Source organism: Novosphingobium sp. ERN07 (genome assembly GCF_012641335.1).
Classification (GTDB): domain Bacteria; phylum Pseudomonadota; class Alphaproteobacteria; order Sphingomonadales; family Sphingomonadaceae; genus Novosphingobium.
Window position 1 is genome coordinate 126,738 of record NZ_JABAID010000010.1, and the last position, 11,604, is coordinate 138,341.

11 protein-coding genes are annotated in these 11,604 nt (G+C 63.1%); 6 read left to right on the forward strand and 5 right to left on the reverse strand.

Features of this window, described 5'->3' with window-relative positions; translation table 11 throughout:
• The first annotated feature begins 51 nt into the window (after nucleotides 1–51).
• Entirely contained in the window at nucleotides 52–1,398 is a 1,347-nt protein-coding gene (locus tag HGI47_RS14360; RefSeq protein ID WP_168853456.1) for a polysaccharide lyase family 1 protein, read from the forward strand.
• Nucleotides 1,395–1,790 carry a cupin domain-containing protein gene (locus HGI47_RS14365; RefSeq protein WP_168853457.1) on the forward strand — a complete coding sequence of 132 codons (396 nt, stop codon included), beginning with the start codon at nucleotides 1,395–1,397 and terminating at the stop codon, nucleotides 1,788–1,790. Before HGI47_RS14360 ends, HGI47_RS14365 begins: the two co-directional genes overlap by 4 nt.
• Here the strand turns inward: HGI47_RS14365 and HGI47_RS14370 are convergent.
• From HGI47_RS14370 to HGI47_RS14390, 5 genes are all read right to left on the reverse strand, one after another.
• Complete coding sequence (locus tag HGI47_RS14370) at nucleotides 1,759–3,303, reverse strand: carboxylesterase/lipase family protein (protein ID WP_168853458.1); 1,545 nt, start codon at nucleotides 3,301–3,303, stop codon at nucleotides 1,759–1,761. The genes HGI47_RS14365 and HGI47_RS14370 overlap by 32 nt on opposite strands.
• On the reverse strand, nucleotides 3,290–4,300 hold the full coding sequence (locus HGI47_RS14375) for a sugar kinase (RefSeq protein ID WP_168853459.1): 1,011 nt from the start codon (nucleotides 4,298–4,300) through the stop codon (nucleotides 3,290–3,292). The genes HGI47_RS14370 and HGI47_RS14375 overlap by 14 nt, the downstream gene beginning before the upstream one ends.
• Complete coding sequence (gene kduD / locus HGI47_RS14380) at nucleotides 4,297–5,064, reverse strand: 2-dehydro-3-deoxy-D-gluconate 5-dehydrogenase KduD (RefSeq protein ID WP_168853460.1); 768 nt, start codon at nucleotides 5,062–5,064, stop codon at nucleotides 4,297–4,299. The genes HGI47_RS14375 and kduD overlap by 4 nt, the downstream gene beginning before the upstream one ends.
• Before the next feature lie 25 nt (nucleotides 5,065–5,089).
• Nucleotides 5,090–5,728 carry an RpiB/LacA/LacB family sugar-phosphate isomerase gene (locus tag HGI47_RS14385; RefSeq protein ID WP_168853461.1) on the reverse strand — a complete coding sequence of 213 codons (639 nt, stop codon included), beginning with the start codon at nucleotides 5,726–5,728 and terminating at the stop codon, nucleotides 5,090–5,092.
• A 211-nt stretch (nucleotides 5,729–5,939) separates the two neighbouring features.
• The gene (locus tag HGI47_RS14390) at nucleotides 5,940–6,956 is read right to left on the reverse strand and encodes a LacI family DNA-binding transcriptional regulator (RefSeq protein ID WP_168853462.1); all 1,017 of its coding nucleotides are present in this window, start codon (nucleotides 6,954–6,956) and stop codon (nucleotides 5,940–5,942) included.
• Between the two features lie 166 nt (nucleotides 6,957–7,122).
• On the opposite strand from HGI47_RS14390, the gene HGI47_RS14395 reads away from it, so the two are divergent.
• The 4 genes from HGI47_RS14395 (at nucleotide 7,123) to HGI47_RS14410 (ending at nucleotide 11,218) form a co-directional block, all read left to right on the forward strand.
• Nucleotides 7,123–8,634, forward strand: a complete 1,512-nt coding sequence (locus HGI47_RS14395) for a UxaA family hydrolase (protein WP_168853473.1) — start codon at nucleotides 7,123–7,125, stop codon at nucleotides 8,632–8,634.
• Between the two features lie 81 nt (nucleotides 8,635–8,715).
• Entirely contained in the window at nucleotides 8,716–9,525 is an 810-nt protein-coding gene (locus HGI47_RS14400; RefSeq protein ID WP_168853463.1) for a 2-keto-4-pentenoate hydratase, read from the forward strand.
• A gap of 51 nt (nucleotides 9,526–9,576) precedes the next feature.
• Nucleotides 9,577–10,863, forward strand: coding sequence for an MFS transporter (locus HGI47_RS14405; protein ID WP_168853464.1), 1,287 nt, complete (start codon nucleotides 9,577–9,579; stop codon nucleotides 10,861–10,863).
• Between the two features lie 67 nt (nucleotides 10,864–10,930).
• Nucleotides 10,931–11,218, forward strand: coding sequence for a hypothetical protein (locus HGI47_RS14410; protein ID WP_168853465.1), 288 nt, complete (start codon nucleotides 10,931–10,933; stop codon nucleotides 11,216–11,218).
• Nucleotides 11,219–11,604 lie beyond the last annotated feature (386 nt).

The window sequence follows — 11,604 nt, forward strand, 5'->3', positions numbered from 1 at the left end:
TGCCCTCACGCCGCCGCTCTGTCAATAACGATGACATTGGGAGAGTCGCTGATGCGCAAGATACTGCAAAAAGCCATGATTTCCGCCACCTTGCTTGCCCTTGCCGGGGGCGTTGCACAGGCCGAACCGCACCCTGCCGATCCGACAAAGGGCGGTTCAGGCGGGCGAATCATCCGCGTGACCACTCTGGCCAAATCGGGGCCGGGATCGCTCGCAGAAGCGCTGGCGGCCAAAGGCAAACGCACCGTGGTGTTCGAAGTGGGCGGGGTGATCGACCTTGGCCGGGATTCGATCACGATCACCGAACCATACCTTACCGTGGCGGGCCAGACTGCGCCCTCGCCGGGGATCACGCTGATCAAGGGCGGCATCGATCTGAAGACGCACGATGTGGTGCTTTCGCACTTGCGCGTGATGACCGGGGCTGATGGGCAGGCCAGGCTTTCGGGCTGGGAAGCCGATGCGTTTTCGGGCGTTTCGGCGTACAATGTGGTGGTCGAACATTGCAGCTTCCTGTGGGCGCTGGACGAGAACATGTCCGCATCCGGCCCGCGCTTCACCGGCAACACCGTGGCTGAATGGCGCGCGGGCACCAGCCACGATGTTGTGTTCCGCGAAAACATTGCGGCTGAGGGTCTTGCCAATTCAAGCCACCCCAAGGGCGAACATTCCAAAGGCTCGCTCATCCATGATAATGCAACGAATATAACGTTTTACCGCAACGTCTGGGCGCACAATGTGGAACGTGCGCCGCTGGTCAAAGGCGGCGCGCAAATCAGCATGATCAACAACGTGATCTACAATCCCGGCCACCGCGCGGTGCATTATAACCTAATGAATCTCGAATGGCTGGGCCACGAATACGTCACCGGCGAGATCACTGCCGTGGGCAATGTGATGCGCGGGGGCAACGATACCGATCCCGGCCTGCCGTTCCTGATGCTGGGCGGCGATGGCGATCTGAAATACTATGGCAAGGACAACCGCGCGGTGGACCGCCACGGCAATCCGCTGCCGCAGTTCGGCCGCTATGGAGAAACGAAGGCAAAGCTGATCACGGCCAAGGCTCCGCTGACAGACGTTTCGCGCTACAGCGTGCTGCCGTCGGGCGATGTCGAAACGTCGGTTCTGCAAACCGCTGGCGCGCGCCCGTGGGACCGTGCGCCCGATGATATCCGCGTGCTGTTCTTCGTGGCCGAAGGGCGCGGTGATATCATTGATGATGAAAGCGAAGTGGGTGGTTATCCGCACCCAGTGCCCACCCACGCACCTTTTGTGGAAGCAGACTGGAACCTTGATACGATGACGCCCAAATCCGGCCTCTATCCGGGCCAGAAGGCCGGAGCGCAAGAGAAGCTTTCCACGCGCGATGCTGCCATGCGGGAGAACCGGCAATGAGCGCATTTCTTGCCCTGCTGATGGCGGCGGCACCCCCGATGGCGGTGATCGACGAAGCCGATACCATGCGCCGCGAACCCACGCCCCACGGGGCCATCGGCATGAGCACCGCGTGGCGCATCAGCGACGCGGTGCCGCAACCGCGCAAGATGGAATTCCGCCGCCGCACGCTGGACGTGGGCGCTGCTATTGGCGAGCATCCCATCGCGCACGATGAAGTATACTATGTGCTGGAAGGCGAAGGTGAAGTGCTGTCAGACGGCAAACGGGCCAAGCTGACCAAGGGGATGACCGCCTATCTTTATGAAGGTGCGGTTGTCGGCATCTGGCAGAAAGGTGATAAGCCGCTGGCGCTGATCATCAGCTACCCGGTTGAACGTAAGGGCCAATAGACCAGAGTTCACGCTCCCACCGGCGGGGATCGTTGACAGCCTCCACCTTGCCATCGCCGACCACCAGCGTTGCGCGTTGCGGCACAGTGTAGGGCGTCCAGTCCGGCAGGCCGGGTTTTCCGGTTTTGGCAAGACCGGTGAAGGCGCGCATCATCGCATCGCGCGTGGCCCGTGTGCCCTGATCGGTTCCGCTCATGCTGCCCGGCGCGTCCAGTGTGCCGAAAACATAGGGGATATCGTCGGTGTGGGCGGCACCACGCTGCGGGTCGATGGGGGACGCGCGATCAAGCTGATAGACCCATGTGGCGGCGGCACCTGCCTTTGCCCGTTCGTCCGCCTCGATCACCTGCCCCGGCCATGACCGACCTGCTGTGGTCGCGGAATAAAATACTTGGCTCGGCGTCCACGCCGGATATTGCGCGCGATATTGCGCCACGACCCAATCGACATCGAGATCGATCTTCACTTCGGGTGCCATGCGGGCGGCAAGGTTATCCCAGTTCAGGCCGTGCAGTTTCGGCCCCTTGGGATCGATGAAGGCGCGCGTTTCGTCGCGCGTGTTGCCAAGGATCATCGGGATATGCAGCGATTGCGGCGCGGCATCGGGCCAGAAGGGGTGGCGCGGCAGGTTCGTCATGTCCAGCACCGGTCCCATATAGAGGCCACCGCCGATCACAGGATCTGTTGCGCCAAGCCCGTCGATCAATTGCTGCACCGGCATCGTGCGCAGCATTTCCACGTCGCCCGGTTGCAGCTTCAGCGCGGCGAACAGCGCCTGCGTGCGCTTCCACGCATTGCCCGGCCCGCTGGCGACAACCTGCTGCCCGCTCATCGTGGCAGCGGCATGGAACAGGCCTTTGGCCGCAGGCATGGCCATCAGCGTGGCGATCTTGGCACCGCCGCCCGATTGACCGAAGACCATGACCCGCGCCGGATCGCCGCCGAAGTCGGCAATGTGCGCGCGCACCCATTCAAGCGCAAGGATCAGGTCGAGCTGGCCCAGATTGCCGCTGTCGGCATAGCGCGCGCCAAACGGTTTGAGCCAGGCATAGCCCAGCGCGTTGAGCCGGTGGTTGACGGTCACGACCACCACATCGCCCTGCGCGGCCAGCTTTGCGCCATGCGTCAGTGGATCGGTAACGGTGCCGTTGGAATAGGCCCCGCCGTGGAAATAGACCATGACCGCGCGGTTGGCCTTGGGGTTCGCGTCCGGGGTCCAGATGTTGAGGAACAGGCAGTCTTCGCTCTGCACCAAGTCCGCATTTCCGCGCTGCGGGGCGATGGGTGCGAAGGTTTGCGCCTTGGCCGGTGCGCTGCCCCAAGGTTCCGCCACGGCGCGCTCGAACCGCGCGGCTCGGCCATAGCGTATGCCCTTGAACGCCAGCACACCCTCTTCGCGCAGGCCGATAGAGCGGCCTACTTTCGGATCGCGGCGTCCGGCCAATACTGGAGCAGCCATCAGCGCTACGCCGCCGCCCAGCAGCGCGCGCCGCGTCAGATCAACGGCGGACATCGCCACCTTGCGCCGAAAATGCGGCCAGTTCACCGGCGCCGATCAGGCAGAAATCGCCCGGCAGTGAATGCTTCAACGCCGCCAGAGCCAATCCGCATTCGGCCATCGCCTGTGCATCGCCGCCGCGCAAGAATTGGTGCAGCACGCCTGCAGCATAGGCATCGCCCGTGCCGATGCGGTCGACTATGCCGGTCACGTCGATCTCTGCGGTCTGGTGCTTCGCGTCGCGCGTATCGACCCGCGCGGCGATGCGGTGATGGTCGCTGGAAACGACATGGCGCGCGGTCGATGCCACCAGTTGAAGATTCGGAAATGCTGCAAAGGCGGCTTCCACAGCCTCACGCCGCCGCTCCGCCCCGTCGCCTGAGAACGCCTTGCCCAGCAGCAGTGAAATATCCCGGTGGTTGCCGATCAGCACGGTGGCTGCGCTGACCAGTTCGGTCAGAACCTCGCGCGGGTTGCTGTCCCAGCTTTCCCACAATTGTGCGCGGTAGTTGCCATCAAGGCAGATCGGCACGCCCGCCGCCTGCGCCGCTGCCACCGCCGCGCGCGCCAGCGCCACGCCATTCGGCCCCAGCGCCGGGGTGATGCCCGACATGTGCAGCAGGGCCGCGCCATCCAGCGCGCCAGCCAGATCGAACGCACCCGCATTGGCCAGCGCAAAGGCCGAACCCGCACGATCATAGGTGATCGACGAAGGCCGCAGGCCCGCACCCGGCTCCATGAAATAAAGGCCCATGCGCCCTGACCCGCGCGCCACAAAGCGCGTATCCACGCCTGCCGCGCCAAGATCAGCGCGCGCCTTGTCGCCCAGCGGAGTGGCGGGCAGCAGCGTGACCATGCGCGTTTCGTGCCCCAGCGCGGCCAGCGCGGCGGCGACATTCGCTTCCGCACCGCCCACCACCATGTCGAGGCTTTGCGCCTGCATCATCAACCGAGCACCGGGAGGCGAAAGACGCAGCAGCATCTCGCCAAAGCAGACGACCTGACCGGTCATCGCGCCAGCCAGCCCCCGTCAACGGCCAGAACGTGTCCTTGCACATAGTCCGCCGCGCTGCTGGCAAGGAACACCGCCGCCCCGCCGATGTCCGAAGGTGCGCCCCAGCGGCCTTCGGGGATGCGCTCCATGATCTGGCGGTTGCGCGTTTCGTCAGCCTGCAATGCTGCCGTGTTGTTGGTGGCGATATACCCCGGCGCGATGGCGTTCACGTTCACGCCCTTGGCCGCCCATTCGCACGCCAGCAGCTTGGTCAGCCCTGCCACGCCGCTCTTGCTGGCGGTGTAGCTCGGCACGCGGATGCCGCCCTGAAAGCTGAGCATCGAGGCGATGTTGATGATCTTTCCGCGCCGTCCGGTGGCTTCGCGGTTGGCGATCATGTGGCGGCCCGCCGCTTGGCTGAGGAAGAACACCGATTTGAGATTGGTGTCCACCACCGCATCCCAGTCTTCCTCGGTGAAGTCCACCGCATCGGCCCGGCGGATGATCCCGGCGTTGTTCACCAGAATGTCCAGCCCGCCCAGCGCGGAAAGAATCTGATCGACCACGCCCTGCACCGGCGCGATGGTGGAAAGGTCTGCGCCCACCAGTTCGCACTTGCGGCCAAGCGCGCGCACTTTGGCGGCGGTTTCCTCAGCCGGAGTGCGGCCCACGGCGGCGATATCGGCCCCAGCCTCGGCCAGGGCAACCGCAATGCCCTGTCCGATGCCGGTGTTCGCGCCGGTGACGACCGCGATGCGGCCCGAAAGATCAAATACGCTCATTATGTCCTCTCCCGCGCCTGCAATATCAGGCGGTCAGGCCGCGCAGGTAATCGGCAATCGCATCGTCCTTGCAGTTGGCATAGAACAGCTCGGCAAACTTCTCGCCCGCGATCGTGGCTTTCAGCAGATCCTGATCCACGGTCTTGAGCACGGTCAGCATGTCGCGGCACGAAGCGTCCTTCAGGCCCTTCAGAATGCCGCGATTGGTCTTCATGATCGCCGCGCGCTCCTTCGGGTAGCCAAGGCCGCGTTCGCCATCGAACAGCTTGGCGTAAACGTCCTGCAGGTTCAGTTCAGCGGCCCAACCAAAGCCCTTGGAATAGGGCATCGAAATGGCGTTGCCATCGTTGATCTGGCCGAACAGAAAAGCGTCGGTCGGATCGATCACCAGTCCGCAGAACACACCCGGCATCGAATTGGCGGCCAGCATCGAACCCATGCCCGTGCCGCAGCCGGTGACGACGAAATCCGCCGCGCCCGAATTGAGCAGGATGCCGGTCAGCAGCCCGTTCATCACATAGGTGAGCGAGGCTTTGTCTTCGGGCGTGTACATGCCGTAGTGATGCACTTCGTGGCCCAGCGGCACGGCCACCGATGTCAGCGATTCGTGAACGATGCTCGCCTTGGCGGCCTGGCTGTTTTCGATGATGAGCGCGATTTTCATGGGATTTCCTCTCGCTCCGGCAATCTATGCCGGTGAAGCCGTTGTTTGGAAGTTGGTCTCTAGGTAACCGGTGTCATAAAATCACGCAAGCCGGTTTTTGGTGTTTGGCCCGCAGGCCGCGTCCGATTGCAACAACCCCGTCATCGCTGCGCTCGCAATAACGAGGTGAGGGGGGCAGGGCGCTAAGTTTCGAAGTCAGCCCTCGCGCCCCTCAGGCCGAAGCGACCGAAGCGCGCTCAATCAGGTCCGAAAGGAAGTGCGATGGTGCCTTGCGCGCCTGCGATGGGTCGATCAGCTTGATCGCGGCGGCTTTGGCCATTGCCTGAATCGGCCAGCGCACCGTTGTGAGTGGTGGCCAGATGTGTGCGGCGATGGCGGTATCGTCGAACCCCACGATGGAAAGGTCTTCCGGCACCGAAAGCCCCAGCTTGCGCGCGGCGTGCAGCACGCCTGCGGCCATCTCGTCGTTGCTGGCGAAAATTGCGCTGGGGCGGGGCGATGCTCCCAGCAGCTTTTCGCCCGCCGCGATGCCAGTTTCGAAGGTATAGTTGCCCTCGGCCATGATCGCCGGGTCCAGCGCGATGCCTGCCGCTTCCAGCGCATCGTGATAGCCCAGCGCGCGTTCGGCGGCAGAGCGGAACCCTTCCGGCCCTGCCACAAATCCGATCCGGCGATGCCCGCGCTCCACCAGATAAGTCACCGCCTTTACCACCGCCTCACGGTCGTTCGAGGCGACCAGATGTTCATCCTCGTCTAGATGGGCCGAACCCATGCGCACATAGGTCACGCCCAGTTCCTCGCACAGTGCGGCCAGATCGTCGTTTTCCGAAATCGGCGGTAGCAGCATCACGCCGAACAGGCGCTGCTGCTCAAGAAAGGCCCGCACATCTTCCAGCATATCGGGCGAGCGGCGATTGACCGGGCGTACCACAAGCGCAAATTCGGTGTCGCGAATGGCCGAAAGGATGCCTTCCTGCACACCCAGCACCATCTGCGCGTTCGGGTTGTCGTGGATCAGCCCAATCAGGAAATTGCGCCGCAGCGCTAGCGCGCGCGCCTGCGGATTGGGCACATAGCCCAGCTCGGCAATCACCGCCTCCACCTTTTCGCGCGTCGCTTCGTTCAGCAGTGGCGAACGGTTGATCACGCGGCTGACGGTCTTCTTCGATACGCCCGCGATGCGCGCCACATCGTTGATCGTCGGCTTGCCGTCCTTTGCCTTTTTCACGCCTGCCCCCGTCGATCATGCGGCGCAACGGAGATGTTACACCGGTGTCACCACCGCATTTCTCCTAGCCGGAACGTTGTGCCCTTTGCAATGCCACCCCGATTGACACCGGTTACCTAAGCGCTATCCATGTGCACAACAATTGGGAGAGTCTTTCGTGTCTGCGATGAATATCGCCCTGCCAGATGCCTTGCAGGTCCATGCCATTGATGGTGTGGCCGTGGCGTTGTGCCCGCTTTCCGCCGGTGCCGTGGTGCAGGTGGGCGAACGTGCCGTCACCCTCAAGGCTGACATCGCGCAAGGCCACAAGTTTGCGGTCCTGCCCCACGCACCGGGCGATGCGGTGATCAAATATGGCCTGCCGATTGGGCGCGCGACTTGCGTCATCGCCGTGGGCGAACATGTCCACGTCCACAATCTGGCAACCGCCTTGCAGGGTGAAGTCGCCTATGCACCGCCCAAAGCGAATGGTGCCGTCGCCGTGCAGAACGCCACCGGCCCGCAATGGCTGGGCTATCGCCGTGCCGATGGCCGCGCGGCCACCCGCAACGAGATCTGGATTCTTCCCACCGTTGGCTGCGTGGGGCTGACGGCGGAGCAGATCGCCCGCGCGGCAGAACTGCGCCACGCCACGCTGATTTCAGATGGACGGATTGACGGTATCCTTGCCTTCGCGCACCCGCATGGTTGTTCGCAACTGGGTGACGATCTTGGCGGCACGCGCGCACTGCTGGCAGGCCTTGCCGCCAATCCCAATGCGGCAGGTGTGCTGCTGCTGGGGCTGGGCTGTGAATCGAACCAGATGGCCGATCTGCTTGCCGCCATTCCCGATGCGGCAAGGGCCAAAGTCCGCACGCTGTCATCGCAGGGTGCGGGCGATGAACTGGCCGAAGCCGCCGTGCTGATTGATGAACTTGTTGCGCAAGCCGCAGAGGCGCAGCGTGAACCGCTGCCGTTCGGCGCGCTGACCGTAGGGTTGAAGTGCGGCGGTTCCGATGGCTTTTCCGGCCTCACCGCCAACCCCCTGCTGGGGCGGTTCAGCGAGGCATTGGCGGCGGCGGGCGGCACCCCGGTGCTGACCGAAATTCCCGAAATTTTCGGTGCGGAACAGGCCTTGCTTGATCGCGCGGTCGATACCGCGACCTTTGAAGCCGGGGCCGCGCTGGTCAACAACTTCAAGCGTTATTACCTTGATCAGGGCTTGCCCGTTTCGGAAAATCCCTCTCCCGGCAATATCGCGGGCGGCATCACCACGCTGGAAGAAAAGTCTGCAGGGGCCGTGCAAAAGGCAGGCACCGCGCCGCTATGTGCCGTGCTGGCTTATGGCGATCAGGCGACAGGGCCAGGGCTTGCCTTGCTCGAAGCGCCGGGCAACGATGCGGTATCGTCAACTGCGCTGACCGCTGCGGGGGCAACGCTGGTGCTGTTCACCACCGGGCGCGGCACGCCGCTGGGGTTCCCGGCGCCTACGGTCAAAGTCGCCTCGAATCGCACGCTGGCACAAGCCAAGCCGCACTGGATCGATTTCGATGCCTCGCGCGTGCTCGATGAAGGGCGTGAGGCGGCGGATGGCGCATTTCTCGATACGCTGCTGGCCATCGCCAGCGGCCGGAAAACCGCGTCGGAACGGGCCGGGCAGCGCGCCATTGCCATCTGGAAGAAGGGCGTAACGCTTTAATCAAGCAGGCTGCGAAACCGCAGTCACTTGCGAATGACACCGGTTTCCTATAAGCAGCCGGACGAACGAAGGACCATAGGGATGGGGATCGAATTGAACGAGAATGCGGATCATGTCGCGAAGGCCTTTGTCAGCGCTCGTCATGAAGCGCGTGCGCTGCCGGTCTATCCCGGCGTTGCGCCGCACGATCTGGGCGCGGCCTATGTGATTCAGGATCGCGCCATCTCGGTCGATGGCCGCGAAGTGGCAGGCTGGAAGGTTGGCCGGATCAACCCGCCGCGCGATGGCCAGCTTGGCGCAAACCGTCTGTCCGGCCCGATCTTTGCTGACAGCATCGTCGATGCCGCTGCGGGTTATGAACCGCAGATGCCGGTTTTCGTCGGCGGTTTCGCTGCGGCAGAGGCGGAAATACTGCTGCACGTTGCGCCCGGCTTTGCAGGCCCGGTTCCCACTGACGATGCAGGCACGATTGCCATTCTCGACGATGTGCGGCTTGGCATCGAAATCGCCAGTTCGCCCTATCCTCGCATCAATGCCGATGGTCCGCTGGTGACCGTTTCAGACTTCGGCAACAACGCAGGGCTGGTGCGCGGCGCTGTGCTGGAAGACTGGCAGGGGCTGGACCTTTGCGCGATCCACGTGCGCGGAGAGATCGAGGGCGTTGAGGTTGGCGCGGCAACCGCCGCCACCATGCTCGATGGTCCCTATGGCGCGGTGCGCTTCCTGCTCGCCAATCTGATCGAACGTGGCTTCGATGTTTCGGGCGGGCTGTGGGTGTCCACCGGCGCGATTACCGGCGTGCATGAAATTGCGGTGGGCCAGTCCTTCCGCGCCATTTTCGAAGGCTGCGGCGAAGTGCGGTGCAGCGTGGTTGCGGCCACCCCGCGCTAAAGATTTCTGGATGCACCGGTCACAGCCGGGCATCCGAACGGGAGAGTAACGATGGCAGAAAGTTCCGCCCCCGCACTCGATGCAGCCGCTGCAAAGGCGGGTCGCTATCGGTGGGTGATCGTCGCGCTGCTCTTCGCAGCAACGGCGGTGAACTATATCGACCGCCAGATGATCGGCGTGCTAAAGCCGACGCTGGTGGCCGAATTTGGCTGGACCGAAACCGATTTCGCGCAGATCGTGTTCTGGTTTCAGGTCGCCTATGCCATCGGTTACATCGGCTTTGGCCGCATCGTCGATGTGGTGGGCGCAAAGCTGGGCTATACCATCGCCATCATCGTCTGGACAGCCGGGCATATGGCGCACGGTTTTGCCAGCGGCCTTGCCAGCTTCGCTGCCGCGCGCTTCGGCCTTGGCGTGGGTGAAAGCGGCAACTTCCCCGCCGGTATCCGCGCGGTAACAGACTGGTTCCCCCAGCGCGAACGCGCTTATGCCATCGGCCTGTTCAATGCGGGCGCAAACGTCGGCGCCATCATCACGCCGCTTCTGGTGCCCGCGCTGGTGCTGTGGTTCGGATGGCGCGCTGCGTTCTTCATCACCGGTATCTTCGGCGTGATGTGGCTGGCGGCGTGGTGGTTCATCTATCGCCATCCCAGCGAACACAAGAAAGTGTCTCCAGCAGAACTCGCATGGATTCAGCAGGATCCGGCGGACCCGGTGGAAAAGATCGGTTGGAGCCGCCTGCTCACCGTGCGTGAAACATGGGCCTATGCGCTCGGTAAGTTCCTGATCGACCCGATCTGGTGGTTCTTCCTGTTCTGGCTGCCCGGCTATCTGTTCGAACGCTATGACATGGACCTCAAGACCTTTGGCCTGCCGCTGGCGGCGATCTATCTGATTTCCGATGGCGGTTCGATCTTTGGCGGGTGGATGTCCTCGCGCCTGATCAAGGCCGGGCGCACGCCCAACTTCGCGCGGAAGATCACGATGCTGCTCTGCGCGCTTGCCGTCCTGCCGATCTGGTTTGCGCAAAGCATTGATAGCGTGTGGGGCGCGGTGCTGATCATCGGGCTTGCGACGGCGGCGCATCAGGCGTTTTCGGCCAACCTTTACACTTTGCCATCGGACGTGTTCCCGCGCGGCGCGGTGGGTTCTGTCGTCGGCATCGGCGGAACGGTGGGGGCGCTGGGCGGCATGGGGATGGCGCTGTTCACCGGCTACATTCTGGACAGCACCGGCGGTAGCTACGAAATCCTCTTCGCAATCTGCGCCAGCGCCTATCTTATCGCGCTTGCTGTGGTGCATTTCCTCACGCCGCGATTGGTCCCTGCAAAGCTCTGATCACAGGCGGTTTTTCGACGATTTCCGAAGTGCACCTAGATGCACCTAGCACTGGCACAACCTTATTATGAGCTACACGGCGCTTGTACCGGAAATGGGCAGCCCGCACATCCTAACCCCGGAAAGCCAAGGTGCCACTCACTACTTCTTTACCCATGAACCGGGTGCTGAGGCCGAAGCGATGGCACGCCGGGTTTTTCTGGAAGAGGACGAGCCGATGGTCGCGGCTCAGGCTGAAGCCATGGCAGGCGCGGACTTCTGGGATCTTCGTCCTGTGATTTTGCCTAGCGACGCAGCAGCAATAAGGGCACGGCGCCGACTGATGCAGATGCGCAAAGCCGAGGCCACAGCTTAGAGTGCGGTGAGAGCGCGAGGCGGATCGCAGGCTTTTGCAGCCTGTGCCGCTCGTCGGACATTAAAAGTCTTTCTCGCCAGCTGCTTGAAACCGGCTGGCGGCTTTTGACCGTCAGATGGGCTGCGCAAATATGGCGGTCATCCCCTACAATCTGGAAGTTCCTCGGTGTGAGATGATCAAGTTACTGCAAGTCAGAGTAGTGACTAGTATCAAACGTGCCGGGGGCGTCGCCCGTTCAGGAAGAGGCTGACTGCATGTACGATCTGGCGGCGAACTGCATCACGGGAGGTGACCTGCCCCCCGGCAGTCCCTCGATCATAACGAGAGTCCAGCGGTTAAATACGATGGCCCGGACGCCTGCACAAGCGCGTCGGGCATGATGCTCT